The sequence below is a fragment of the Microvirga sp. CF3016 genome, from assembly GCF_036314085.1.
Classification (GTDB): Bacteria; Pseudomonadota; Alphaproteobacteria; order Rhizobiales; family Beijerinckiaceae; genus Microvirga.
The window spans coordinates 274936-298431 of the sequence record NZ_JAYGGM010000002.1; the positions used below are offsets into that span (position 1 = coordinate 274936).

General features: G+C 62.9%; 29 protein-coding genes. 16 read left to right on the top strand and 13 right to left on the bottom strand.

The features are described 5' to 3' along the window. Nucleotides 1-319: 319 nt before the first annotated feature. Nucleotides 320-646 carry a hypothetical protein gene (locus VB672_RS03630; RefSeq protein ID WP_329782806.1) on the top strand — a complete coding sequence of 109 codons (327 nt, stop codon included), beginning with the start codon at nt 320-322 and terminating at the stop codon, nt 644-646. Between the two features lie 255 nt (nt 647-901). Beyond that, complete coding sequence (locus VB672_RS03635; protein WP_329782807.1) at nt 902-1480, top strand: hypothetical protein; 579 nt, start codon at nt 902-904, stop codon at nt 1478-1480. Nucleotides 1481-1606: 126 nt separating this feature from the next. Here the strand turns inward: VB672_RS03635 and VB672_RS03640 are convergent, their stop codons facing one another. The 4 genes from VB672_RS03640 to VB672_RS03650 form a co-directional block, all read right to left on the bottom strand. After that, nucleotides 1607-1879 (bottom strand): DUF2312 domain-containing protein, encoded by a 273-nt coding sequence (locus VB672_RS03640; RefSeq protein WP_203441360.1) that lies wholly within the window; start codon nt 1877-1879, stop codon nt 1607-1609. A 112-nt stretch (nt 1880-1991) separates the two neighbouring features. Then, the gene (locus VB672_RS22595) at nt 1992-2822 is read right to left on the bottom strand and encodes a metallophosphoesterase family protein (RefSeq protein ID WP_442931900.1); all 831 of its coding nucleotides are present in this window, start codon (nt 2820-2822) and stop codon (nt 1992-1994) included. A 34-nt stretch (nt 2823-2856) separates the two neighbouring features. Beyond that, nucleotides 2857-3783 (bottom strand): carboxylate--amine ligase, encoded by a 927-nt coding sequence (locus VB672_RS03645; protein WP_329782808.1) that lies wholly within the window; start codon nt 3781-3783, stop codon nt 2857-2859. A gap of 750 nt (nt 3784-4533) precedes the next feature. Then, on the bottom strand, nt 4534-5325 hold the full coding sequence (locus tag VB672_RS03650; protein WP_329782809.1) for a PhzF family phenazine biosynthesis protein: 792 nt from the start codon (nt 5323-5325) through the stop codon (nt 4534-4536). Between the two features lie 466 nt (nt 5326-5791). Between VB672_RS03650 and VB672_RS03655 the strand changes: the two genes are divergently transcribed. The 4 genes from VB672_RS03655 to VB672_RS03670 all read left to right on the top strand — a co-directional run bounded on the left by VB672_RS03655 (nt 5792) and on the right by VB672_RS03670 (nt 9504). Then, nucleotides 5792-6142: a HigA family addiction module antitoxin gene (locus VB672_RS03655; RefSeq protein ID WP_329782810.1), complete on the top strand. Its 351-nt coding sequence runs from the start codon at nt 5792-5794 to the stop codon at nt 6140-6142. Next, complete coding sequence (locus VB672_RS03660) at nt 6132-7628, top strand: ATPase domain-containing protein (RefSeq protein WP_329782811.1); 1497 nt, start codon at nt 6132-6134, stop codon at nt 7626-7628. The genes VB672_RS03655 and VB672_RS03660 overlap by 11 nt, the downstream gene beginning before the upstream one ends. A gap of 2 nt (nt 7629-7630) precedes the next feature. Beyond that, nucleotides 7631-8719: a sensor histidine kinase gene (locus tag VB672_RS03665; RefSeq protein ID WP_329782812.1), complete on the top strand. Its 1089-nt coding sequence runs from the start codon at nt 7631-7633 to the stop codon at nt 8717-8719. A gap of 311 nt (nt 8720-9030) precedes the next feature. Beyond that, nucleotides 9031-9504, top strand: a complete 474-nt coding sequence (locus VB672_RS03670) for a VOC family protein (RefSeq protein WP_329782813.1) — start codon at nt 9031-9033, stop codon at nt 9502-9504. Between the two features lie 228 nt (nt 9505-9732). Here VB672_RS03670 and rpsU read toward each other — a convergent pair whose 3' ends face one another. From rpsU to VB672_RS03695, 5 genes are all read right to left on the bottom strand, one after another. Next, nucleotides 9733-10023 (bottom strand): 30S ribosomal protein S21, encoded by a 291-nt coding sequence (gene rpsU, locus VB672_RS03675; RefSeq protein WP_329782814.1) that lies wholly within the window; start codon nt 10021-10023, stop codon nt 9733-9735. 92 nt (nt 10024-10115) lie between these two features. Further along, nucleotides 10116-10310, bottom strand: a complete 195-nt coding sequence (locus tag VB672_RS03680) for a hypothetical protein (protein WP_329782815.1) — start codon at nt 10308-10310, stop codon at nt 10116-10118. Between the two features lie 56 nt (nt 10311-10366). Then, entirely contained in the window at nt 10367-10717 is a 351-nt protein-coding gene (locus VB672_RS03685) for a DUF6481 family protein (RefSeq protein WP_329782816.1), read from the bottom strand. A gap of 46 nt (nt 10718-10763) precedes the next feature. Continuing rightward, nucleotides 10764-10961, bottom strand: a complete 198-nt coding sequence (locus VB672_RS03690) for a hypothetical protein (protein WP_329782817.1) — start codon at nt 10959-10961, stop codon at nt 10764-10766. Nucleotides 10962-11068: 107 nt separating this feature from the next. Next, nucleotides 11069-11275, bottom strand: a complete 207-nt coding sequence (locus VB672_RS03695) for a cold-shock protein (protein ID WP_329782818.1) — start codon at nt 11273-11275, stop codon at nt 11069-11071. A 537-nt stretch (nt 11276-11812) separates the two neighbouring features. Here VB672_RS03695 and VB672_RS03700 point away from each other — a divergent pair. From VB672_RS03700 to VB672_RS03710, 3 genes are all read left to right on the top strand, one after another. After that, the gene (locus tag VB672_RS03700) at nt 11813-11965 is read left to right on the top strand and encodes a hypothetical protein (protein WP_329782819.1); all 153 of its coding nucleotides are present in this window, start codon (nt 11813-11815) and stop codon (nt 11963-11965) included. A 220-nt stretch (nt 11966-12185) separates the two neighbouring features. Then, nucleotides 12186-12929 (top strand): Crp/Fnr family transcriptional regulator, encoded by a 744-nt coding sequence (locus tag VB672_RS03705; RefSeq protein WP_329782820.1) that lies wholly within the window; start codon nt 12186-12188, stop codon nt 12927-12929. Further along, nucleotides 12926-13183 carry a hypothetical protein gene (locus VB672_RS03710; protein ID WP_329782821.1) on the top strand — a complete coding sequence of 86 codons (258 nt, stop codon included), beginning with the start codon at nt 12926-12928 and terminating at the stop codon, nt 13181-13183. Before VB672_RS03705 ends, VB672_RS03710 begins: the two co-directional genes overlap by 4 nt. A gap of 28 nt (nt 13184-13211) precedes the next feature. Here VB672_RS03710 and VB672_RS03715 read toward each other — a convergent pair whose 3' ends face one another. Beyond that, on the bottom strand, nt 13212-13412 hold the full coding sequence (locus VB672_RS03715) for a hypothetical protein (protein WP_329782822.1): 201 nt from the start codon (nt 13410-13412) through the stop codon (nt 13212-13214). 474 nt (nt 13413-13886) lie between these two features. Here VB672_RS03715 and VB672_RS03720 point away from each other — a divergent pair, with 474 nt between their 5' ends. Further along, nucleotides 13887-14180 (top strand): hypothetical protein, encoded by a 294-nt coding sequence (locus VB672_RS03720; protein ID WP_329782823.1) that lies wholly within the window; start codon nt 13887-13889, stop codon nt 14178-14180. 264 nt (nt 14181-14444) lie between these two features. Then, complete coding sequence (locus VB672_RS03725) at nt 14445-14828, top strand: hypothetical protein (protein ID WP_329782824.1); 384 nt, start codon at nt 14445-14447, stop codon at nt 14826-14828. A gap of 88 nt (nt 14829-14916) precedes the next feature. Here VB672_RS03725 and VB672_RS03730 read toward each other — a convergent pair whose 3' ends face one another. Continuing rightward, nucleotides 14917-15285, bottom strand: coding sequence for a hypothetical protein (locus VB672_RS03730; RefSeq protein ID WP_329782825.1), 369 nt, complete (start codon nt 15283-15285; stop codon nt 14917-14919). A 436-nt stretch (nt 15286-15721) separates the two neighbouring features. Here VB672_RS03730 and VB672_RS03735 point away from each other — a divergent pair, with 436 nt between their 5' ends. The 3 genes from VB672_RS03735 (at nt 15722) to VB672_RS03745 (ending at nt 19134) form a co-directional block, all read left to right on the top strand. Further along, nucleotides 15722-17284, top strand: coding sequence for a calcium-binding protein (locus VB672_RS03735; protein WP_329782826.1), 1563 nt, complete (start codon nt 15722-15724; stop codon nt 17282-17284). 224 nt (nt 17285-17508) lie between these two features. Beyond that, a complete protein-coding gene (locus VB672_RS03740) occupies nt 17509-18657 on the top strand; it encodes a glycerophosphodiester phosphodiesterase (protein WP_329782827.1) in 1149 nt (382 codons plus the stop codon). Between the two features lie 210 nt (nt 18658-18867). Next, the gene (locus VB672_RS03745; RefSeq protein WP_329782828.1) at nt 18868-19134 is read left to right on the top strand and encodes a hypothetical protein; all 267 of its coding nucleotides are present in this window, start codon (nt 18868-18870) and stop codon (nt 19132-19134) included. A gap of 94 nt (nt 19135-19228) precedes the next feature. Here the strand turns inward: VB672_RS03745 and VB672_RS03750 are convergent, their stop codons facing one another. After that, the gene (locus tag VB672_RS03750; protein WP_329782978.1) at nt 19229-20224 is read right to left on the bottom strand and encodes a Bug family tripartite tricarboxylate transporter substrate binding protein; all 996 of its coding nucleotides are present in this window, start codon (nt 20222-20224) and stop codon (nt 19229-19231) included. A gap of 166 nt (nt 20225-20390) precedes the next feature. After that, entirely contained in the window at nt 20391-20930 is a 540-nt protein-coding gene (locus VB672_RS03755) for a hypothetical protein (RefSeq protein WP_329782829.1), read from the bottom strand. 275 nt (nt 20931-21205) lie between these two features. Between VB672_RS03755 and VB672_RS03760 the strand changes: the two genes are divergently transcribed. Together VB672_RS03760 and VB672_RS03765 are read left to right on the top strand one after the other, a co-directional pair. After that, a complete protein-coding gene (locus VB672_RS03760; protein ID WP_329782830.1) occupies nt 21206-22108 on the top strand; it encodes a CAP domain-containing protein in 903 nt (300 codons plus the stop codon). A gap of 125 nt (nt 22109-22233) precedes the next feature. Beyond that, a complete protein-coding gene (locus VB672_RS03765) occupies nt 22234-23403 on the top strand; it encodes a ceramide glucosyltransferase (protein ID WP_442931901.1) in 1170 nt (389 codons plus the stop codon). Nucleotides 23404-23496: the final 93 nt, after the last annotated feature.

Genomic DNA, 23496 nt, shown 5'->3' on the forward strand with positions numbered 1-23496 from the left:
CACATGCCGGAACAAGCCTGAGTGTCCGCTTAGAACTCAAACTCCGTCACTCGCATTCAGCCCATCCAATTGACGCCCCCGCCTGTAACCGTGTTATGTCGTCACCGGAGCCGACTGTCCCCGGCTCTGGGGCTTCATAACCCCTCCCATGGCGGCCGGTATCGGCCGTCAACGATGCCTTCCCAACCTTACGGTCGGGGAGGTGCTGTCGCATGTCCAGGGTGAAAGCCTAAAGGGCAGCGCGGTCGTCCTTGTGCGGCTTATGAACTCCCCGACCACCAGCGGTGCTGGTGGTCGCTTCACCCGAGGGAGTTGCCGCGTGGACCAGCCTTATTCCCCTTTCGCCGATTGGCTCTCGAAGTTTCACACCTGGTCCGAGTCGATCCAGGCGCTCTGGCTCGTCGCCGTCCCGGCGACCGTCCTCGGCCTCACGTGGCTCGTGCTGCGCGGCGTGCGCGAAATCATCAGCTTCTCGCGCGGCGAGCGCGGCCACCTGGTCTATGGGGTGTACCAGGACCCTGAAGGACGCTGGATGGTCTATTGGCACGGGCGCACGCCGCAGGCGGTCGATTGGGAGAACCCGCCGCCGGAGCTGATCGGGCGCGGGAGCGTGATCCAGGGCGTGTTCCGGCGGCCGGACGCGTGAGGCCGGCGGGGGGATTGAGGCTCCGCCACGGGACGGCTGACGGATCGTTGCGCGGCATTCCGCGGCGGTCTTCCCTGACCCGAGGCGGCGCTTGCGCGGCCGTGGGCAGACCGGCCCGCGCGCCTTCGCGACAGGAATTCCCATCGTCGATCGTCCGTACGAGCGAACTGAATGGACACGGTGTCATTGTCATGGGTGAGGACGGCTGTGCGGAGGCGCGGCCGGCTTTCGGATTCACCAGAAGAGGAATTGACGATGGCGACGAACAAGAAGGACGGGACGTCACAACCCGGCAGGAGCCGGAAGGCGTCGAAGACATCCGCCTCCCGGTCTGCGTCCAAGACAGGAACGGCCGCACGAAAGCGTGCGCAGCCCAAGGCCAGCGCGCGCGCCGCGACGAAGTCGCAGGCCGTTCCCGCGAAGGCCCGTTCCTCCGCGGGATCGCGGTCCACGACGCGGGCGCGCTCCGCATCGCGCCAGCAGGGCGGCCTGCTGAACCCGATGGCGTGGCTCTCGACCCTCGAGACGACCCTGACCTCCCCGCAGGCCCGGGCCGTGATGGCGGAGGCCCTCCGGGCCGTCGCCAACGTGCTCGAGGCGCCGCAGGGCGGCCAGCAGGGAAAAGGCGGCGGAGCGCAGGAAGGCCGGAACGCCGTGTCGGCCGCCGGGAGCCTCGGGGCCGAGATCGTGGCTGCTCCCCTGGAGGTGGCCGCAGCCGCCATCGGGGCCGCAGGCGACGTCCTGACGAGCGCGCTCAGCGGCGCGCCGGGCGAGAACGGCGGCAGCACCGGCCGGACGGGCAACGGGCGGGCCTCCTCGCGCAGGAAATCGTAGGCGGCCGGCACCGAGCCGGCCTGACGATGGCATGACAGGGCAGACGGCTCCGCCCCGCGCTGGACGATAAAAAAGGCCGCCTCGTTGCAGGCGGCCTTCGCGATTGTCGGATGTTCTCGGGCGGTATCAGGCCGCCTCGGCGACAGGCGCGGGACCGGCTTCGTCCATGGCCCGCATGTAGACGTCGAGCAGGCTGTCGTGCTCGTCGCGCTCGTCCTGATCCTGCTTGCGCAGCTTGATGATCTCCTTGAGGATCTTCACGTCGAAGCCCTCGCCCTTGGCCTCGGAGAAGACCTCCTTCTTGGCCTCGTTCAGCTCCTTGATCTCGTTCTCGATCTGCTCGATGCGCTCCACGAACGAGCGGATCCGATTGCCCGGAATTCCAACGACGTCACTCATGGCTTCTCCTTTGCCTTGGGGTGACAGGCACTATCGTGCAGGCGGGTAAGCACGCCGTTAATGCGGCGCAGCAGAAGCCACCCGCCTCGGGCGTCTTGCCAGCTATACTCAGTTAACATGACGTTCCCAGCTTGAGAAATTCCAATCCTCGTCTGAGGCTTGTCCGAACAGGCGTTGGGAGCCGCATCATCGCATTGACGACAGGTCGAGGGAACGCTGCCCAGATAGGGACCAAACCCACCTTTCGGGACTTCCTGAAAGGGGTCCTCGTGTCATAGACGATCCGATGCGTCGTGAGCTCGCTTTTTGCTGAGTCGAAGATCATATAAGTGGCTCTTCGATCTGAGGTGCGCGGCTGCCCGATCGTTCCGGGATTCACAAGATACCAACCGTCTTCCCGAAGAAAAACCCGATCTCCTGTCAGTTCACGTATGACGCCGCCCCGAAGCTCGTATATTCCAAGTCGATGTGTGTGTCCAAAGGCACAGATGCGTGCTCCTGATGGATGAGCGGATAGGGCGTTGAGGCTCAAGCGCCGCCGCTCATCAGTGTCAAGCCGGACCGATTCTCGTCCTGTTATGGGGTGAAGCGCCCCATGGACGGCGACAAGCGCCTTCGAAATGGTAAGGTCCGTCGGCAGCGCAAACAGGTATGCGAGAGCATCAGCATCAAGGTGGCGGCGTGTCCAAGCAACGGCTCTTGCGGCAGTGTAGCCAAAGCCTTCTGTGGTGATCTGCCCTGCAACGGCGCGGTCGTGATTACCCGCCACACACAGAACATTGCGCTTCCGCAGCAGCTGAATGCATTCTATAGGATTCGCATTATATCCTACTATATCCCCAAGACATAAAACACATCCGACGTTATGCGCGGCAATATCCTGCAAGGTTGCTTCGAGAGCCTCTAAATTGGAATGGATATCGGAGATGATGGCAGTTCTCATGGACAAGCCCTACGTGTTGCGGAATGTGTCTCCTTCAATGAGCCTTCCGATAGGGGAGTCTGGATAAAGCCCCTCGCAGCAGTGGCAGGGGGTCGTCCCATGCGATAGCTGATTTGGCTTCGCAGCGCAGGGTCCATAGCAGCCAGGCGAAGGTGGGTACGCCGCAAGCTCGCGCGGCGCGTACGTCCTCCCAAGGTTTACACCAGCGCACGCCAGCGCGAGCCGTTCTTCCCTGTGGTCGCGGCAGACCCGCCAGATCAGCATACACTAAGGCAGGGATGTTTACTCCCGCTATAGCCCCGAGGTGATGCCAAAGACTGAAACGCGGGTTGATCTCCAAGAGATGGAGTTTACCGTTCGGCCCTCGTTTGAAATCGAATTTTGCGACGCCGCGAAGACCGAGCTTTTGCACGATCTTTTGTCCCAGCGCCCTTACGTCAGCACAATCCGTTGTTTCGAGAGCCGTACTGTGGCCGCAGGACAAAGGAAATGTGCGGATCTTGCGTCCAGTGAACTCAGCGACCGTTGCACACTTCTGGTCGGCATATACGTGGTAGCTCTCGATGCAGCTTTCCGGACCGGGAATGGCTTCCTGCACCATAAGGTCCAGATCAGCCGCAGCCAGTCGAGGCCAGAGCTTCTTTAGGTCTTCCGCAGTGTTGACGACGAGCGCCTTGCCTGCTCCTTCGATAGCTGCCCAAGCCCCCCGGTGCTGCGCAGGCTTGATGACGACCGGGAATCGTAAGTCAATATCGGAGGGGCTGCTCGTCGACGCCTTGATGAGGAGAGCGGTTGGGACCGGGAGGTCCAGACGCAAGGCAAGTGCTTGAAACCGCGCCTTATCGGTCAGATCCTCGACAGTTGCGGAGTCCGCAATGACAAAGCGGAAATCCTGCGAAAGTGCTTTCCGGTGGCGGGAGACGAGCAGCAGTTGAGAATCCCCTTCGTAGAAAAGTACCACTGGCTCCCGCTGCGCCGCTCCGAAGCGCAGCAGAGCCTCAATTCGTGCGTCAGCATTGGTTTCGTCCTCCTCCCATGAGGAGGCCTTGCAAACGAACCGCGAGTGGAGAACCGGATGGCCCCGGGGGGCAGCTACTGCGCAACGAATGCCGGCTAAACCGAGTGGGCGCACAAGGTCTATATTTCCCATAACGCAGGCTCGAATTGAAGAATGGTGCAACATGGGAATCTCGCTGCAATGCAATGACCTGTATTGACGAGGAAAGTCCTTTGAGCTGTTTTTCCTACGAAAAGTTGATATTCAAATGAACAAGCAAAGTATGGGGCGCTCTTGAGAATGAAGTCTTTGCAAACTTTCTATTCCATCCAAAGTAAACAAAAATATACACGCAATATGGTGCCAAGTTCATAGATCTGTGAGAGTTGGCATCATTCCAAACGGGGTAAACATTATTTGCGAGGCATATAGATGGCGCAGGCAATTTGCTTGGACCCGCTACATTAATCTTGACAGTTTGCTGAGAGGTGGCTTCCTTGAAGTGAGGCGCCTCATTGCGTTCTATCGACGGAAGTCCGTGAAAGACCCTGTGTCACCTGCACAACCCTAGCCGTAGTGGTGAGTAAACGACCACAAGAGACGGTTTTTGGCACGAGGCTGACCTTAGCCGTACTTCCGCAGTGCTGGGATGAGCGGACCTTCGAACCGACATCCGCTACTAATCAGTTTGACTCTAAGCAGTCCTTCCAATGTTCAATCTCCCATCTCGGCCCGCCCTTCGAGATAGAACACACAGCTTCCCTCTAGCTCGACGCGCTCGCCGACCAGACGGCAAAGGATTTCGCCACCCCGCCGCGATGCTTGAAACGCGCGGAATGCCGTCTTCTTCAGCCGCTTGGCCCAGTACGGCGCGAGCGCACAGTGGGCACCGCCGGTCACGGGGTCTTCAGGGATGCCCTTGGCTGGTGCGAAATAGCGGCTGACAAAGTCATAGCCGCCATCACCTGGAGCCGTGACGATCAGACCGCTGCGATCTAGTTGAGCGACCGCCGCAATGTCCGGTGTCAGGCGGCGTACCTGATCTGCTGTCTCCAGCAGGGCGAGATAATTGAATTGATCGGCCACCACTTCCTCAGGGACGTGTCCCAGCGCCTCAGCCAGGAGGGGCGGCGGCTCGACAGGCTCCGACACACGGGCCGGAAAGTTCATGACGTAGCCGATTGCAGTGCGCTCCACACTCAACGGACCACTGGCCGAATGGAACACCACGTGTTTACGGTTCGGTGTTAGACGCTCCATCACGACCGCAGCGCTGGCGAGCGTCGCGTGCCCGCATAAGGGGACTTCAACTGTCGGCGTGAACCAGCGCAGTCGGTAGTCCTCGCCGTCGGGCACGAGGAAGGCCGTCTCAGCCAGATTGTTCTCGGCCGCGATCGCCTGGAGCAAGGCATCGTCGACGAAGCGCTCGAGCAGCATGACGGCAGCCGGGTTGCCGCCAAAGCGCCGGTTTGCAAAGGCATCGACCTGGTAGAAGGGAACGAGCAAGTGTTGATCTCCAGAAGGACCGATCAAGACAAGCCGTGATTGTCCGCGGAGTCAAATCCTATGGCGCTCCTGTACGATCCATAAATCTCTAATGCCGGAGTTGCTGACTGTTCCATACAGATATCAACGGGCGGCGAATGCTCAATTCATATCAAATCGATTGAGCGCAGGTCTGCTGCTGGCCCGTTCCGGACGGGGGGCGAACTTCCGCTTCGGATAGGAATATCGGACGTTCTTGCCAGTGAACGAATTTCATAGGCTGACCCGTTCCGGACGCACACGTGATCGATTGGAGATAGTTCTGTCGCCGAAGCCGTCCTTCGGCTCTGAAGGCAGGTTTTAGAACCACGACGCTTCACCCGGATCGCGGGCTGCAACGGACTTGTCGCCCTAGGGCCGGCGACAGGCCTTGTCTTTCGCGACCTGTCACCCATAACGTGACAATCGGTTTCACAGAGGCAGGATCATGCCCCGTTCTCAAGAGCCTCTTCCGGTGGCTCCGCTCCACCCTGGATGGATCTTGCGGGATCGGATCCTGCCTGGCCTTGGTCTGTCCGTCAGTCAGGCCGCCCGTGAGCTTCGAATCGCTCGCCAGACCCTCCACCGCGTCCTTGCCGGCAAGGCTGCAATCAGTCCGGAGATGGCTACCCGCCTTGCTCGCCTTTCGGGCACGACGCCTCGGTTCTGGCTCAATCGGCAGCAGCAGCACGACCTTTGGTACGCGGAGCAGGCGCTCTCAGGGCTGCTCGGACTGATCCCGACCCACACGCTTCCGGCCGCTCTTCAGGCCGAGATCGGACTTCATCATGATCGCTAAGCCGCAGGCCACGCTGAAAGCGCGGACTGGGGTTGTGGGCCTCGACGACATTCTCGTCGGAGGCTTGGCACCCGGCCATGTCTATCTTCTGGAGGGCAGCCCCGGCACGGGCAAGACCACCATTGCCCTTCAGTTCCTGCTCGACGGGGCCCAATCCGGAGAGACGGGTCTCTACATCACGATGTCCGAGACCGAGGCAGAGCTGCGGGATGGTGCGGCATCCCATGGTTGGACCCTCGGCAATGGCATTCACGTGTATGAACTCGTGCCGCCGGAGAGTCTGCTCGACGACGAGCACCAGCAGAGCCTGCTCTACTCGTCCGATCTCGAACTTGGCGAGACCACCAAGGCGGTGTTCGATACAATCGACCGGACCAAGCCGCTCCGTATTGTGATCGACAGCCTGTCGGAGATCCGGCTTCTGGCACAAAGCTCCCTGCGCTACCGCCGCCAGATCCTGGCGATGAAGCACTACTTCGCGCGTCAGGGCGCGACGGTTCTCCTGCTCGACGACCTGACCACGGACACCAACGACAAGACCGTGCACAGCCTCGCCCACGGGGTGATCCGCCTGGAGGGACTGACGCCCAATTACGGCGCCGAGCGCCGCCGCTTGCGGGTGATCAAGTACCGGGGCCAGTCCTTCCGGGGCGGGTTCCACGACTACATCATCGCCAGCGGAGGCGTTCAAGTGTTTCCGCGCCTCGTCTCCGGCGAGCACAAGACGGGCTTCGCGCGCGATGTGCTCACAAGCGGGATTTCGGAACTCGACGCGCTCCTCGGTGGGGGCGTCGAGCAGGGCTCGAGCACGTTGGTGATGGGACCAGCCGGTACGGGGAAGTCCCTTCTGACGGTGCAGTTCGCCATCTCGGCGGCAGAGCGCGGTGAAAAGGCGGCACTGTTCATCTTCGACGAGGAGCTCGGCCTCCTGATTGATCGGGCCAGGCTGATTGGCATCGACCTGGAGGCGCTGTGTGCCTCCGGCAACCTGTTTATCGAGCAGGTCGACGCGGCCGAGCTCTCGCCTGGGGAATTCACCGACCGAGTCCGGACCAAGATCCATCGCCATGGCGTAAGGACGGTCGTCATCGACGGTCTCAACGGCTATCAGGCTGCCATGCCGGAGGAGCAGTTCCTGACCCTGCACATCCACGAGCTGCTGCAATACCTGAACCGGCAGGGCGTTTCGACGTTCCTGACGGTCGCGCAGCATGGACTTGTTGGCGACATGAAGTCCCCGGTCGATGTCACGTACCTCGCCGATACCGTGATCCTGCTGCGCTACTTCGAGGCATTCGGTCAGGTCAGGCGGGCGATTTCGATCATCAAGAAGCGGTTCGGTTCGCACGAGAACACCATCCGCGAGATGCGGATCACCGACAAGGGCATTGCTCTAGGCGAACCCTTGGAGGGCTTCCAGGGCATCCTGCGCGGCACGCCGGTCTTCGCCGATGGCGACCGCGCCCGGCTGCTCAAAGACCGCTGAGCATGAAAGACTGTCTCCACTCGCTTTCGGAGCGCGCGCTCATCCTGGCGCCTCATGGACGTGATGCCGCTGTCGCTGCGAACATTCTGCAAAGCGTCGGCATTACGGCAGAAATCTGTCCCGACATGCCGGCGCTCGTGCGCGAGATCGCGCGGGGCGCCGGCTTTGCGCTCGTCACCGACGAAGCGTTTCGGACAACAGACCTGAAGGACCTTTCCCGCTGGCTGTCGGATCAGCCCCCTTGGTCGGATTTTGCCTTCGTGCTCCTCACTCTCCGCGGCGGCGGCATCGAGCGTAATCCAGCTCTGGCACGTTTGTCCGAAGTTCTCGGCAACGTCGTCTTTCTGGAGCGCCCGTTCCATCCAGGAACGCTGGTGAGCGTCGCCCGGTCCGCCTTGCGCGGGCGGCGGCGGCAATACGAGGCGCGAGCGCGACTCGAGGACCTGCATCGGGGCGAGGAACGCTTAAGGGCTGGTCTCGACAAGGAAAAGCGCGCCGCCGAGCATCAACGCCTGCTCATCGACGAATTGAACCACCGGGTGAAGAACACCCTCGCGACCGTGCAATCCATCTCGGCCCAGACCTTGCGCACGTCGGACACGAAGGATGATGCGCGTGATGCGCTGGAGAGACGGCTTCTTGCCCTCTCCCGAGCGCACGACGTGCTCACCCGTGAGAGTTGGGATGGAGCGGATCTGGTGGAAGTCGTCGAGAAGGCTCTTGAGCCTTACCAGATCTCAGGCGAAAACCGGTTCTACATCGCCGGCCCGCATGTGCGCGTGACGCCCCGCATGTCGCTCGCGCTGGCGATGGCGCTGCATGAACTGGCAACCAATGCGGTGAAGTATGGCGCCTTGTCGAATAAGACCGGGACGATCCATGTGTCATGGACAGTACAGAACGGCGCTGCACCGCCCGTGCTGAACCTGCGCTGGACGGAGGCCGGTGGCCCGCCTGTCGTCTCGCCACGCCGGCGAGGCTTCGGATCGCGCCTGATCGAGCGGAGTCTGGCCAATGACCTCGATGGCCAAGTGGACATTGCATTTGCCCCGACAGGCGTCGTTTGTACGGTTCAGGCTCCTGTTGTCTAAGTCTCTGACAGAAACCCGAGACTTCTTTGACTTCTCCTGCGAAGCGTCGAAAGGCCGACCTGATGGATGTACCAGGACCCTGAGGGCCGCTGGATGGTCTATTAGCACGGACGGGCGCCGCAGGCGGTCGATTGGGAGAACCCGCCGCCGGAGCTGATCGGGCGCGGGAACGTGGTGCAGGGCGTGTTCCGGCAAGCCGGAAGCAGCGGGGCGGATCCGTCAGGGGTGGAGAAAGGCGGCTCGCTGGCTTAAGCTCGCGGGAGCGGAGGACGAGGCCGGAGAATCGGCCTCATAGCACGAGGGAACACGCCATGGCGAAGAACACGATCTGCCTCTGGTACGACAAGGACGCCGAGGAGGCCGCCCGCTTCTATGCCGAGACCTTTCCCGACAGCGCGGTGCATGCCGTGCACCGTGCCCCCAGCGACTTCCCGTCGGGCAAGGAGGGCGACGTGCTGACGGTGGACTTCACCGTTGCGGGCGTCCGCTGCATCGGCCTCAACGGCGGCCCCATGTTCAAGCACAACGAGGCCTTCTCGTTCCAGATCGCCACCGAGAATCAGGAGGAGACCGACCGCTACTGGAACGCCATCGTGGGCAACGGCGGCCAGGAGAGCGCGTGCGGCTGGTGCAAGGACCGGTGGGGCATCTCCTGGCAGATCACCCCGCGGGTCCTGACGGAGGCCATGGCGGCCGGCGGCGCCGAGGCCAAACGCGCCTTCGACGCGATGATGGACATGGGGAAGATCGACGTCGCGGCGATCGAGGCGGCGCGGCGCGGCTGATGCGTCATCGCGTCCGGCGGACTATGTGTCGCCGGACGCTATCCATCGACGGCGCGGAGCCGACAAAGGAAGAGCTGGCACGCGTCGCGCCAGTTCCAGGAGTGTAGCCGCAAGCCGTCGCTCGAGAAAACCCGCTGCCGGATCTGATCGGGCGCGGGAACGTGATCCGGGGCGCGGACCGGCGCCCGGAGGGGTGAGCGTCCGGGCGCAGCGGGATCGCGGATGCGTTTACGGGGCGGGCTTCGGAGCCGGTGCGGCAGGACGGGCAAGGCCGGCTGGTCCGCGCCCCGGGCGCGCGGGGCGCTTGGGCGCCGCGATCAGGCCTTCACGGATCGCCTGCTTGCGCGCAAGCTTGCGCGCGCGACGGATCGCTTCGTCCTTCTCGCGGACCTTCCGCTCGGAGGGCTTCTCGTAGGATTTCCGCGCCTTCATCTCGCGGAAGATCCCTTCCCGCTGCATCTTTCGCTTGAGCGCCCGAAGGGCCTGATCGACGTTATTGTCTCTGACGAAAACCTGCAAAGGATGTCCTTTCTCGACGCCGGCCGGACGTCGTGCCCGCGGCGTCATTCGTTTGGGTGGAGGTCTCGAGCCGTTGTGCCGAAGCCCGGCGGCTAGACGCTGCGGATCTCGCCTTCCCGAACCGCCCGCTCGGTGGGGCCCGACTTGATCCGATACGAAAACTCTCCCGTCTGATCGGCCGGCATGAGCCGCACGACCTCATAGACATTGCTGGAGTTCGTCCGCGTGTCGGTGAAACCAGGCTGCTTCAGCTGCACCATCTGCCGCATCTTGAATTTGTGGATCATCTGTCAGTCTCCTGTTGTTGCCGCATCGGTTCAGGCCGGTAAGCACGCCGGCGGCGCTACGATTGACGTGCCTTGCGGGCCGCGTAGCGAGCGTCGCGCGCGGCCTTGCTTTCCGCCTCCCGCTTGGCGTGGTCGGCTTCCTGTTCCGCAGCCGCGCGTTTCTCCTGCTCCGCCTTTTCGGCCGCGTGCGCCGCACGCTCGGCGGCCGCGCGCTCGTTCTCGGCCAGGCGCTCGGCTTCCCGTTCGGCCTTGCGGGCGTCCCGCGCGACGGCGACGGCGGCGCGGGTGGCCTGACGCTCGGCCACCGCCGGATCGTCCGGCCCCGGCCGCTGACGGAACTTGGCCACCATGGCCTGCTTCGCACTCTGGGCCGTCTTGAGGCGCTCGCCGAAATCTTTGGTTTTCATGTCACCTGCTGATCATAAGAACGTTGCGGAAACCACCGCGTGCCGATTATCGGACACGCCTGATGCTGGTGATGGTGCCTCCCGGGAGGGTGCCCTGCTCCTGCTGCGCGCGTGCGAGCGTTTCGACGACGCGCGGATCGGAGGCCTTTTCGGGATTGTCGATCCAGAGATAGGCCCGGCGCGCATCGTTGTAATCCACCACGAACATCACCGATTTGGCTTGAGCCCTTCGAAACGTGTTCATCACTTCCTCGCCGCGTCAGCCATCCGAGGATGGCGTGGGAAAAAAGAAAGCCGCTCCCCTCGGGAGCGGCTCCATAGGCTGCACTCGTGTGAAGTGCCGAACCATCATCAACCCTGAATGTTGTTGACGGCGACCTTGCCGGAGCGGCGGTCCTCTGCGGTGTCGAAGGAGACCTTCTGGCCCTCGCGCAGGCCGCGGATGCCGGCGCGCTCGAGCGCGGTGGCGTGGACGAACACGTCCTTGCTGCCGTCGTCCGGCTGGATGAAGCCGAAGCCTTTTTGATCGTTGTAGAACTTAACGGTGCCCGTGATCATGGGAGTATCCTTGGTAAGGCTTGAAGTGCACGTGAGCAAAAAGGGGGCAAAGCACGACCTCTCGCTCGGGTTCGTCGATGTTTGGGAAGAGGGTCTGAACGTGCGCCTGGAAGACCAAGGCGTAACGGCCCGATTGTCCGGCCAAATGTCGATAAGGGCTATCTAGGCGACCCTTGCGGCAAATACAAGGCAGGATGACACAGTAATCTGCCCGATCAACGGGAAAATGCAGCCCGGCAGAAAGTCAAACACCGGGCGATAGAGTCTTTACAAGGCGATTTTCTTTCTTTTTCTGTTCTTTTTATCTTTTACATCTTGCCTTTATGCGAAACATGATCCATATTGCGATCATCCAACCGACATGTTCGGCCTGCTCTCTGAAGCTCATGATCGAGCGCCGAGCCTGCTTTCCGCATCTTTGAAGTTTGGTCGCTGCGTCGAACGACGCGGCGGATCCGTCGCTTTGCACCGCATGCGACTCCATCGACAATCAACCCTATCGGCTCGGCCCGACGCCGAAGCCCTCCCAAGGACATTATGAAGACGATCGCCCATACGAAGCCGGTCAAGGCATCCTTCCAGCCCTCGACCTCGAAGCAACCACACAAGTCCGGTACGGCGTGGCAGCCCCATCAAAGCAGTCTCACGCGCGAAGAAATCCGCGCCATCATCCTCGAGCAGATCGGCTAAAGCATCGAGATCGGGAACGTGACCGTTCAGGGCGCTCCTCACGCGAAAAAATGATGAACGGGGAAGGTCGAGCTGGACAGCCATGTTCTTCAAGAAACCAACATGGCTTAAAGACAAGAGTTAACATTCGTGCCATAGTTCTCCCCATTGTCGGCAATCGATCTTGGGCGCTGACGACTGAGAGACGTGTGCTCCCGCCTGAAACAGGAGGAGCACCGTCATGCGCGCTTCTTCCCCTCACGAATACTCTCCGCTCATCAGCAAGCTGGAGAGCATCTTCACGCTTACCGAAGAGGAGCGCGAGGCGCTCCTGAGCCTACCCATGCAGGTGGCGGCGCTCAAGGAGGATCAGGACATCGTACGCGAAGGCGACCGGCCCTCCCGGTGCTGCCTCATCCTGAGCGGCCTCGCCTGCGCCTACAAGGTCACGGGAGACGGCCGGCGCCAGATCGTATCCTTCACGGTCCCGGGGGACATCCCCGACCTGCAGAGCCTGCACCTGAAGGTGCTGGACACCAGCATCAGTACCCTCACCCCCTGCCGGGTCGGGTTCATCCAGCACGAGATCCTGCACGACCTCTGCCGGAGACATTACCGCTTTGCCGCGGCGTTCTGGCGCGAGACCCTGGTCGACGCGGCGATCTTCCGGGAATGGACGGTGAATGTCGGTCGGCGCGAGGCCTATCACCGCATGGCCCATGTGCTGTGCGAGATGCTGATGCGCCTGCGCGCCGTCGGCTTGGCCGAGGACCATGCCTGCGAGCTCCCGATCACCCAGGCCGAATTCGGCGATGCCCTCGGCGTCTCGACCGTGCACATCAACCGGGTCCTGCAGGCGCTCCGCAGCGAGGGGCTCATCGAGCTGAAGGACGAGCAGCTCAACATTCTTGATTGGGAGAGGTTGAGGGAAGTGGGAGACTTCGATCCCACGTACCTGCACCTTCAGAGGGAAGCACCTCGATGAGCCTTGCCCTTCAACCCGTGTGCGTTGCGAACGGCTGGGACGAAGAGGTCGTGCTGGTGTTCGACAAGGCGCATCGAGTCCTGGCGGTGCTGACCCATCCCTCCGAGCAGAACGAAGTGGCTCACGGGCAATGGTATCTGGAGGCCGGCTTCGGCCCGGTGGACGGGATCGAGCGGCCGACCTTCGCCGATCTGGAGGACGCCCAGGACTGGCTCAGCCGGCGCCTCGGCCATTGGAATCCATCGCGAGCGTGAGCCTCAATGCCGCGGCCTTGAGGTCAAGTCAGGGCTGCGTCGGAGCTGGATTGGCAGGATGGCGCGGCGTGACGAGATCCGGATTGGACGGGACCGGCTTGATCGTCTCCTGGCTCGCAGCCCGTCCCGGCGCGCTCTGCGGGTCGGAATGCGTTTCGCGCAGGGCGAAGAAAATCACCACGACGGCAAGCGCAACCAGTGCCAGTGCCGTCCAACTGCGAGTTCCCATCGTGCTCTCCTGGCCTGACACCGGCACGGCCCTCGGGTCCGCGCCGATCGATGCGCCGGCATAGTAAATGGGCATCGCTTTTCGCGGGGCCAGAGGGCCCGCACGATGCTTCCTCCATAAATGAGAGCATCGCTCAGCGCGGACCCAAAGGGCCGCGTCAGCGAAGACCGGGTCCACTTTTCGCGGAGCGGCCCTTCGGGTCCGCGCGATGCTCTAGGGTCTGAACTCAGACGGGAGGTGCTGGTTCCTGCAATCAGGCCGCATTCCACCGCCGTCGCCGTGCGGCCTTCTGCAGCGCAAGACGCCGCGCCAGCCCCCTGCTCCGGCCCTTGATCGAAAAATTTTCAGAAAAATCGCAGGTGTGAAGCAGTTCACAGCCCGATCCTCGGAAGTAAGGCAAATTCCAATCATCGCCAACGGAGAGAAGATCTCAGGCGGTACTGAGAGCAACGCTTAACCGAAGAGGAAACTACCATGGAAAACTTCCAGCTGTCCGACAACACCATCGACCAGGACGCCTTCAACAACGCTTTCTTCGGCAACGCGACGTCGGCCCAGGTGGCTGGCATCGCCGACCCCGACCAGCTCCTCGATGCCGGCGGCGGCTGGTTCGGCGGCGGCTACAATGAGCAGCTGTCCTACAACACCATCGACCAGCATGCGGTCAACAACGCCGTCGGCGGCAGCGCCACCTCGGCCCAGGTGGCCACCATCAGCGACGGCGACACGCTCGTCGACATGGGCCACGACTACTACCCGGTGTTCTAAGGACCGCCGTTTCCCGGAGCGCCGCAAGCACCAGCCGACGGCGCTCCGCTCCAGCCCTCCCAGCCCTCTGGGAGGGCTTTTTGCTGGGCTCGAGCACTCAGAGACCCTGAGCCGCCTGCCGCCATCGCCAGTTCACCGGAACGATCGACGGCTGTGACGCGGTTCACAGCCATCGCGATAGAAGTCGTTCAAGCTTGGACGATCGCCAACTGAGAGGATGTCTCGGGCGGTACAAAGTGCAACGCCGACGTGATGAGGTCACTCATGCCAAATTTTCAGATTTCGATTAACGACATCAACCAGACAGCCGCCAATACCGGGGTCGGCGCCGACGCGACGTCCGGCCAAGCGGCCAGCATCAACGATTCCGATTTGATCTTCGATACTGGGGGCAGCTGGGACTGGTATTCCGGCGGACCGGAGGTCAACGTCCAGCTCGACACGAACGTCGTCAACCAGACGGCCGTCAACACGGCGCTGGACGGCGACGCGAGTTCGGCTCAGGCAGCGGGCATCAACGATCCCGATGCTCTCGTCGATTCCGGATCCGGCGGGCCGGACTTCAACTTCCAGATCTCCACCAACCTGATCAATCAGACGGCGGTCAACACCGCCGTCGATGTCGACAGCCTCTTCCCCCTGGGATAGGCCTCACCGGATCGGAGCGTCATCGGCCATGCGCCTGTGGCGCTTCGTTCCGCCTCCGGACGCTCGCCCGGGCGGCCGCCGTTCAGCCTTAGGTCGCGGGCGCGGACAGGGCCTGCCGGAGCTGGGCGGGATCGATCGCCACTTTGAGAACCGTTCCGCCGAAATCCAGCACCAGGACGGGCTTGTCGCCGCCCTGCTCGATCCGCGTGCTCAGGGGCTGCACCGGCACGCTCTTGGCGTGGTTCGGCCCCGCGTCCGCGGCAAAGGTCCGAGGCGGCTTGTCCCGATGGGTGCGCACCATCTCGTTGAGCAGGTCCGTCACGATGGGCGTGGAATCCACCGTGCCGAGAAGGACCTCGTATTCCCTGCCCGTATCGGCGCGAATCCCCAGCGCCACGATGGCGCCATCGTCCGAGACCTGGACCCGCCAGGCTTGTGAACCAATCCGCTTGACCAAAACCTTTCCTCCCGGTGCGCCATCACCCTGTGCGGCTCGGACCGCTCCGCTGTCAATCCCGTGAGCCCTGGCCGGGATGCCGACCGGACGCAGCGCCGGGATGGCGTCCGCGAAGGGCGCTCGGCCTTTGACGCTAAATGGACTTATTCTCGCGATATGTCTTTGCGCAATCTCGATGCGTACCCGCATGTAATGTCGAGATAAATACGCTTCGTCATGACCAAAAGAGTTATGAAGAGAAGTGCGCTCCTTAGTAGAGGCCAGGAATTCCTTAACAGAGAATGATCGCTCAGAGATCGCTCCGTTCAATATGTACTTATCGAAAGGAATGAATGCCCGTCTCTACAGGATCGCATACTGAAAAAGGTGTACTGCAAAAGGTGTAGTGAGCGTCTGAGTTCCGCATAAGCAAAGTTCCCATGACCGGGAGGATCGAATGGCACGCATTATTGGCACGGGACGTCGCGAGACTCTGATTGGCACGAATGGCACGGACCGAATTTTCGGCAGAGGCGGCAACGACCGCCTGTCCGGCCTGGGCGGCAATGACACCATCGACGGCGGCAGCGGCAACGATCGTTTGTTCGGCAACAACGGCCACGACCGCCTGCTTGGCCGCAGCGGCAACGACACCCTGGAGGGCGGCAGCGGCAACGATCGCCTGTTCGGCAATGACGGCCGCGACTGGCTGCTCGGCGGCAGCGGCCAGGACACGCTCGATGGCGGCAACGGCAATGACCGGCTGTTCGGCAACAACGGTCACGATCGCCTCCTCGGTCGCAGAGGGAACGATTCTCTCGACGGCGGCAACGGCAACGACCGCCTGTTCGGCGGCAGCGACAATGATACCCTGCTGGGCGGTGCCGGCAACGACACCCTCGATGGCGGCGACGGCAACGACGACCTGCGCGGCGGAACCGGCGACGACGTCGCATCCGGCGGAGAAGGCAACGACAGCTTCACCTGGAATCCCGGCGACGGTGACGACACCTTCGACGGCGGCGGCGGCACGGATACGTTGGTCTTCAACGGCTCCGACGGCAACGAGCGGATGACGATCACCACCCTGGCGGGTGGCGGCTTCCTGTTCTTCCGCGATGTGGGCGACATCACGGTCAACACGACCAATGTGGAGCGCGTCGAGGTCGACGGCCTCGGCGGCAACGACACCATCGACGGTTCCGGTCAGACCAACGCCGCCGTCGTGCTGGACATCAGCGGCGGCGCCGGCGACGACAGCCTGATCGGTGGTGCCGGCAACGACAGTCTTGGCGGCGGCGGCGGCAACGACAATCTCGACGGCGGCGATGGCAACGACAGTCTCGACGGCGGCGACGGCAACGACACGATGCTCGGCAACGGGGGCGACGACACCGCGTCCGGCGGCCTCGGGAACGACAGCTTCCGGTGGGATCCCGGCGACGGTGACGACACGTTCGACGGGGGCGCCGGGACCGACACGCTGATCTTCAACGGGTCGGACGGCGCCGAGGTCATGACGGTCACGACCTTGGCCGGTGGCGGGTTCCAGTTCTTCCGCGATCTCGGCAGCATCACGGTCGATGCCACCAATGTCGAGCGCGTCGATGTCGATGGTCTCGGGGGCAACGACTCTATCAGCGCCGCGGCTCAGACAAACGCCGCCGTTGCGGTGGAGATCAGCGGCGGTGCTGGGAATGACACGCTGACCGGTGGCGCGGGCAACGATTCCCTTCTCGGCGATGCCGACAACGACACTCTGGATGGTGGCGCCGGAAACGACACCCTGACCGGCGGTCTCGGCGGCGATACATTCGTCTTCGGTGGCGCGACCGCGAACGGCGTGACGGAGACCGATCTCATCATCGGCTACAGCGAAGCCGAGTTCGATGTGATCGACGCAGACGTGGCCAGCAACGCGGTCGTCGGCGGCAACCTTCAGCTGACCCTTGTCGGCGCTGACGCCGACATCGTGGTGGTCCAGGGCATCACCAACATCAATGACGTGACGATCATCTGACGTTCACGCCTGTCATGAGACGAAGCCGCCACTGGATTGCCAGTGGCGGCTTCGGGATCCAGCAGCTCCGAATGCGGCCGATGAACGGCGGTCGGATCCACCTATTCCGTCCTCCACGATAGTGTAAGACTCTCCTCTGCAAGCCTGTCGTCAGGATCGAGCCGTTCCGTCATCGGGATGTCATGGGCCAATGGCAGGTGACCGGTCCAGGAGGAACAGGATCCATGAAGCACATTGCACTTTTGAGCACCCTCGCCGTCTCGCTGCCAGCCCTGCTCGGGCCGGCCATGGCGCAGGAGAAGACGCTGAGCGGCCAGCCGACGATCGTCGTCGCCCATCGCGGCGCCAGCGGCTACCTTCCGGAACACACCCTGGAGGCCTACAAGCTCGGAATCGAGATGGGGGCCGACTTCGTCGAGCCTGATCTCGTGGTCACCAAGGACGGTGTGCTCATCGCCCGTCATGAGCCGATGCTGAGCGGCACGACCGATGTCGCCAACCGTCCCGAATTCGCATCCCGCAAGACGACCCGCAAGGTCGACGGCGTCGACACGACCGACTGGTTCGCCGGCGACTTCACCCTCGCCGAGATCAAGCAGCTGCGCGCCAAGCAGGCCATGGCGGACCGCGATCAGTCCAAGAACGGCCAGTTCCAGATCCCGACCCTGGACGAGGTCATCGACCTGGTGAAGAAGGAATCGGCGGCCCGCGGACGCACCATCGGCATCGCGCCCGAGACCAAGCACCCCACCTTCCACGCGGCGCTCGGTCTTCCCATCGAGGACCGCCTCGTCGCCGTGCTCACGAAAGCCGGCTGGACGTCCAAGGACGCGCCTGTGGTGATCCAGAGCTTCGAGACCGCCAATCTCAGGTACCTGAACAGCCGGATCGACGTGCGCCTGGCGCAGCTCGTCGACGGCGCCGACGTCGACAAGGACGGCAACATGGTGATGGAGGCTCCCTATGCGCAGCCTTACGACTTCGTGGTGATCGGCGACAAGCGTACCAACAAGGACCTGCTGACCAAGGAGGGCCTGGCCGAGGTGAAGACCTATGCGGACATCGTCGCTCCCTGGAAGCCGTACATCTTGGCGAGCCGGCAGGTCGACCGGAACAACGATGGCAAGCCCGACGATCTCAACAACGACGGCGCGACCGACGAGCGCGACCGCATGCTCGTGGAGCCCTCGAACGTCGTCAAGGACGCCCATGCGGCTGGCCTACAGGTGTTCACCTGGACCTTCCGCAGCGAGCCGAAGCGCCTGACGTCCGACTTCAAGGGCGAGCCGGCGGCGGAGTACAAGGCCTTCTATGCACTCGGCGTCGACGGCCTCTTCAGCGATTTCCCCGACCATGCGGTGAAGGCGCGCTGACGCTCCATCAAACGTCGGATCGGTGCTTTGGGCGCCTCGGCCCCTCATGGGCCGGGGCGCTTGCATTCGCCTGCCCTGCCCGACGCGACAATAAGGATGACCGTCGTCAAATTGTTATGATATTCTCATGGCCGGCGCTCAGGCTCGCCCGGGCGACCGCCATCATAACAGAATGAGGCCGGGGCGAACCGGCTGTAGAGGGGCACTGTCATGGAAACCACGGTCCTCGGCGTGTTGAGGAAGGCCTGCGACCTCATCGGCAACGGCCAGTCTTTCGGGATCATCGAAGCGATCAGCTCTCTCCAGGATCAGGCCAGCGGCCGGACCCGGGATCTCGCCTATTATGCCGTGCTCGAGACGGCGATGATGGGCCGGGGCGATGCTTTCCTTGCCGTGCTCGTCGGCCACGACCAGAGGGACTCCGCCCTGGAGCTCCTCCAGGCGACCATCCGGCGCATGATGTCCGCGCTTCACTGAAGCGGCGCGCGTTTCATCCAACATTACCGCGGCGGCGTTCGCCCTCCCGACGACGGGCCTGTCGCCGGGAGGAGCGTCGTAAGCAAAGGCCGAATCAATCGATCTGGACGCCGGCTTCCTTCACGACCGGGGTCCACTTGGCGACCTCGGTCTTGACGTGCTCGCCCAGGGCTTCCGGAGTAGAGCCGACCACCGTGGCGCTGAAGGTCTTGAGCCGCTCCTGGACGGCCGGGTCCTTCACGGCCTTGATCGCCTCGGCGTTCAGCCGATCCACCACCGCCTTCGGGGTGCTGGGCGGAGCAAAGAGCGCGTTCCAGGTATAGGTCTCGTAGCCGGCAAGCCCGCCCTCGGCGATGGTGGGCATGTCCGGGAAGGACGGCGCCCGCTCCTTGGTGGTCACCGCGATGCCGCGCAGGGTGCCCGCCCGGATGAACTCGGAGGCCGACGGCAGATTGTCGAACATGATCGGCACCTGGCCGGCCACCACGTCGTTCAGGGCAGGGCCCGAGCCGCGATAGGCGATGTGCTGCATCGAGACCTTGGCCATGCTCTTGAACAGCTCGCCCGACAGATGCAGCGGCGTTCCGACGCCCGAGGACGCATAGTTGTATTTGGACGGGTCGGCCTTCAGCAAGGCAACCAGTTCGGGCACCGTCTTGGCCGGCAGGCTGGGGTGAACCACCAGCACGTTGGGCACGAGGACGAGGAGGGAGACGGGCGTGAAGTCCGTGACGGCATCATAGGGCTTGCGCTTGAGCATGAGCGGGTTCAGCGCGTGCGTGGCCACCGTGCCCATGAGGATCGTGTAGCCATCGGGCTCCGCCTTGGCGACCCGGGCCGCGCCCGTGCTGCCGCCGGCGCCTGCCACGTTCTCGATGATCACCTGCTGTCCCAGGCCTTCGGACATCTTCTGGGCGATGATGCGGGCAACCACGTCGGTGGAGCCGCCGGCGGCAAAGGGCACCACCATGGTAATCGGGCGAGTCGGGAAGGTCTGGGCAGCGGCTGGTGCCAAGCTCAGGCCTAATCCAGCCAAGAGGGTGCTGGCAGCGAGAAGGGCTTGGCGGCGAGTCGTCGTGATCACGATCAGGTCTCCCATGGTGTGAGGTCGGCGGCATGGATGCCGCCCATGGGGTCTCACATAACCGACGCGTGAGCCATGTCCATGGACTTGGCACCTGTGCGGTGTTGAACTCTGCTTGATCGTTCTCGCCTGGCTCCGGCCGAAACGCCGCAGACGATGGAGACCGATCGCCTCAGCAGGCGATCTGCGCGCCCGTCATGTGAACGGGCGTGACGGGCCTGACATCCCGGCCGGCGACCGCGCAGGTGAGGCGCGCCTCGGACCGGCATTGAGGCCCCTTCGGCGGCCCTACCCTCGGGCCGACGGCGAATTGCACCGTCACCTCACCGGGCGCGGTCTCGAGAAAGCCTTCGACGGACGAGAGCCAGGTTTGGCCGACGAGGTCCTCCGTGGCGCGGGCTTCGCTCAAAGCCTGCTCGACGCAGGCCGCCGCCGCATCCTTCGGCTGTAGGGGCTCCACGGCGACGGGCTGCGTGATGGCGGCGGTCGTCTCGACTTCGGGCACCTGCGTTGCCGGGGAGACTTGCGGCTCGGCGGCCTGCGGATCGCCGCGGAACCCGTTGATGGTCGTGAGCGCCAGAACGACGAAGACGCCGATCTGGATCGGAATGCGTTTCAGCTTGCTCAATAGCGGCGCCCGGCCGAACAGAACCGGCCCGTACAGATGGAGGAAAACCGCAACGAGGGTAAGGAGAATGAGGAAACGCAACATAATGGATCGTGCCCACGCGATGTCGTGCGAAATGAATGGTTTGTCCTGGGAACTCCTCAACCTAACGCAGGATCCCCCTCATCGCATGCGGCATGTCCCATTTCTCGTTCTTATGGTGAACAAACTCTTAAACGGCCGCCAAACGCGCTGCGCCGCCGATCACATTGTCAACACATTGCCGGGCCATGCGCCAACGTGCATTCCGGCGTCCGAAAAGACCAATCCGTTGCGGCGGAATGTTAGCCTAAGACATTCTTCCAAGGGGCATTTCAAGAATGGCGACACCAACCAATTTAGAGACTCTCTTTTTGCAGCTCGTCAACGAGGCGCGCGCCAATGCCGGTGTGAAGCCGCTCACCTTCGACGGCGAACTTCTGGATTCGTCCGACGCGCACAGCGCATGGATGGATCAGACCGACACCTTCTCCCACACCGGCGTGAACGGCTCCAGCGCCGGCGCCCGCATGACGTCGGCCGGCTACGGATGGCAGGGTTGGGGCGAGAACATCGCCTATGTGAGCGGCGGGATGACGGAGGCGACCGTCAGGCAACTGCACACCAACCTGATGAACTCGCCGGGCCACTACGCCAACATCGTCAACGGCTCGTTCGAGGAGATGGGGATCGGCCTGAAGGAAGGCACGATCAACGGCTACAAGGTCGTGTTCGTGACGCAGAATTTCGGCACGCCGAACGCCACCGAGCGGGCCGAGGCGAATGACGTCGGCACCACGGCGCCGACCACTCCCACGACGCCGACCACGCCCACCGGGCAATCCATCGTCGGCAACAGCTACAGCAACACGCTGTACGGCACGTCCGGCAACGACACGCTGAACGGCAATGGCGGACGGGACGTGCTCTGGGGCAGCTCCGGCAACGACACCTTCGTGTTCGACACCGCATCAGAAGCCAACGGCGACACCGTCAGCGACTTTGTTCACGGCACCGACAAGATCAGCCTGTCGGGGATCGACGCCAGCACGCGCGTGTCCGGGAACCAGGCGTTCACGTTCATCGGCGCCCAGGGCTTCCACAAGGTCGCCGGCGAGCTGAAGGCCTACCAGTCGAGCGGCAACACTTACGTGGCCGGCGACGTCAATGGCGACGGGTATGCCGACTTCACGATCAAGACCCTCGGCGCCCACACCTTCGCGGCCGCCGACTTCGTGCTCTGACAACAAAGGCCCCCGGCTTTGCCGGGGGCTCTCTTGCGGAGGCAGCTCCAGATCGCATTGCAATAAATCTGACAGATAACAGTCACACAACTGTCGAGGCGACTATCTATCCAGCACAGATCGTCATGATCGGCCAATGCCGGCTCTCCAGGAGAGGCTTAGTGACCGAAGCAGCAGCGCTCTTGTGCCTCATCCTGTCGCTCGTCAATCTGATCAGCATCATCCTCGCAGCGCTGCGGATCCGCGCTCCATCGAAGCTCCCTCCGCCTGACGGGCCGGTCGAGCCTGTGACCATCGTCCGGCCGGTTTGCGGTCTGGAGCCCTGCATCGAGCAGACATTGGCGTCAGGCTTCGTCCTGGATTATCCGCGCTACGAGCTGATCTTCTGCGTCGCGCGTTCGGACGATCCGGTCGTGCCGCTCATTCGCAAGCTGATGGCGGACCATCCCGGTGTGGCATCCCGCCTTCTCGTCGGCGACGACAGGATCAGCCCCAATCCCAAGCTCAACAACTGCGTCAAAGGATGGGAAGCGGCCCGGTCGGAATGGGTCATCCTTGCCGATTCCAACGTTCTCATGCCCCAGGACTATATCCAGCAGCTGCTGACGAGCTGGAGGCCGGATACGGGGCTCGTCTGCTCAACTCCCATCGGGTCGCAACCCAGCGGATTCTGGGCCGAGGTCGAATGCGCCTTCCTGAACAGCCTGCAAGCCCGTTGGCAGTATGTGGGGGAGAGTCTCGGTCTCGGATTCGCTCAAGGCAAGAGCATGCTTTGGCGACGAAGCTTCCTCGAGGCTCAAGGCGGCATCCGGACGCTTGCAGCCGAAATTGCGGAAGACGCGGCTGCGACGAAACTCGTCCGTGGGGCGGGCTTGCATGTTCATCTGGTATCAGCCCCTTTCGAGCAACCTCTGGGAACTCGAACGGCCCGACAGGTCTGGATTCGCCAGATCCGCTGGGCAAGGCTGCGGCGGGTCACGTTCCCGCTGTTCTTCGCGCCCGAGATTCTGATCGGGGGTGCGCTCCCATTGCTGGCTGGAGCCTATGCTGCGCAAAGCAGTGACTACAACCTGCTCGCAACTCTCGCAGGTTTGGCCGTGCTCTGGTATGGCGCCGAATTTATGCTGGCACGAAGCAAGGGCTGGCACGTTTCCTGGCGCTACCCTCTGGTTTGCCTTGTCAGGGACTGTGTCCTTCCCGCAATCTGGACCTATGCCTGGGTGGGCAGGAACGTGGTCTGGCGCGGCAATGCCATGACCATCCAGGTTCGACGAGAGATGGCCTTCCAAGACTAAGCCTCGTATGGCCGAGATCGGCTCCCATCTCCGAGACGGCAAGCCCGCCGGTGCATGGAACAGCCGGCGGCCGAGCGATGGATGAGTGCGATC

Bases quoted from the DNA above. Each gene is read 5' to 3' on its own strand.
- VB672_RS03635 (WP_329782807.1), top strand. From the start codon at position 902: ATGGCGACGAACAAGAAGGACGGGACGTCACAACCCGGCAGGAGCCGG.
- VB672_RS03640 (WP_203441360.1), bottom strand. From the start codon at position 1,879: ATGAGTGACGTCGTTGGAATTCCGGGCAATCGGATCCGCTCGTTCGTG.
- VB672_RS22595 (WP_442931900.1), bottom strand. From the start codon at position 2,822: ATGAGAACTGCCATCATCTCCGATATCCATTCCAATTTAGAGGCTCTC.
- VB672_RS03655 (WP_329782810.1), top strand. From the start codon at position 5,792: ATGCCCCGTTCTCAAGAGCCTCTTCCGGTGGCTCCGCTCCACCCTGGA.
- VB672_RS03660 (WP_329782811.1), top strand. From the start codon at position 6,132: ATGATCGCTAAGCCGCAGGCCACGCTGAAAGCGCGGACTGGGGTTGTG.
- VB672_RS03665 (WP_329782812.1), top strand. From the start codon at position 7,631: ATGAAAGACTGTCTCCACTCGCTTTCGGAGCGCGCGCTCATCCTGGCG.
- VB672_RS03670 (WP_329782813.1), top strand. From the start codon at position 9,031: ATGGCGAAGAACACGATCTGCCTCTGGTACGACAAGGACGCCGAGGAG.
- VB672_RS03680 (WP_329782815.1), bottom strand. From the start codon at position 10,310: ATGATCCACAAATTCAAGATGCGGCAGATGGTGCAGCTGAAGCAGCCT.
- VB672_RS03685 (WP_329782816.1), bottom strand. From the start codon at position 10,717: ATGAAAACCAAAGATTTCGGCGAGCGCCTCAAGACGGCCCAGAGTGCG.
- VB672_RS03690 (WP_329782817.1), bottom strand. From the start codon at position 10,961: ATGAACACGTTTCGAAGGGCTCAAGCCAAATCGGTGATGTTCGTGGTG.
- VB672_RS03695 (WP_329782818.1), bottom strand. From the start codon at position 11,275: ATGATCACGGGCACCGTTAAGTTCTACAACGATCAAAAAGGCTTCGGC.
- VB672_RS03700 (WP_329782819.1), top strand. From the start codon at position 11,813: ATGAAGACGATCGCCCATACGAAGCCGGTCAAGGCATCCTTCCAGCCC.
- VB672_RS03705 (WP_329782820.1), top strand. From the start codon at position 12,186: ATGCGCGCTTCTTCCCCTCACGAATACTCTCCGCTCATCAGCAAGCTG.
- VB672_RS03710 (WP_329782821.1), top strand. From the start codon at position 12,926: ATGAGCCTTGCCCTTCAACCCGTGTGCGTTGCGAACGGCTGGGACGAA.
- VB672_RS03715 (WP_329782822.1), bottom strand. From the start codon at position 13,412: ATGGGAACTCGCAGTTGGACGGCACTGGCACTGGTTGCGCTTGCCGTC.
- VB672_RS03720 (WP_329782823.1), top strand. From the start codon at position 13,887: ATGGAAAACTTCCAGCTGTCCGACAACACCATCGACCAGGACGCCTTC.
- VB672_RS03725 (WP_329782824.1), top strand. From the start codon at position 14,445: ATGCCAAATTTTCAGATTTCGATTAACGACATCAACCAGACAGCCGCC.
- VB672_RS03735 (WP_329782826.1), top strand. From the start codon at position 15,722: ATGGCACGCATTATTGGCACGGGACGTCGCGAGACTCTGATTGGCACG.
- VB672_RS03740 (WP_329782827.1), top strand. From the start codon at position 17,509: ATGAAGCACATTGCACTTTTGAGCACCCTCGCCGTCTCGCTGCCAGCC.
- VB672_RS03745 (WP_329782828.1), top strand. From the start codon at position 18,868: ATGGAAACCACGGTCCTCGGCGTGTTGAGGAAGGCCTGCGACCTCATC.
- VB672_RS03755 (WP_329782829.1), bottom strand. From the start codon at position 20,930: ATGTTGCGTTTCCTCATTCTCCTTACCCTCGTTGCGGTTTTCCTCCAT.
- VB672_RS03760 (WP_329782830.1), top strand. From the start codon at position 21,206: ATGGCGACACCAACCAATTTAGAGACTCTCTTTTTGCAGCTCGTCAAC.
- VB672_RS03765 (WP_442931901.1), top strand. From the start codon at position 22,234: ATGATCGGCCAATGCCGGCTCTCCAGGAGAGGCTTAGTGACCGAAGCA.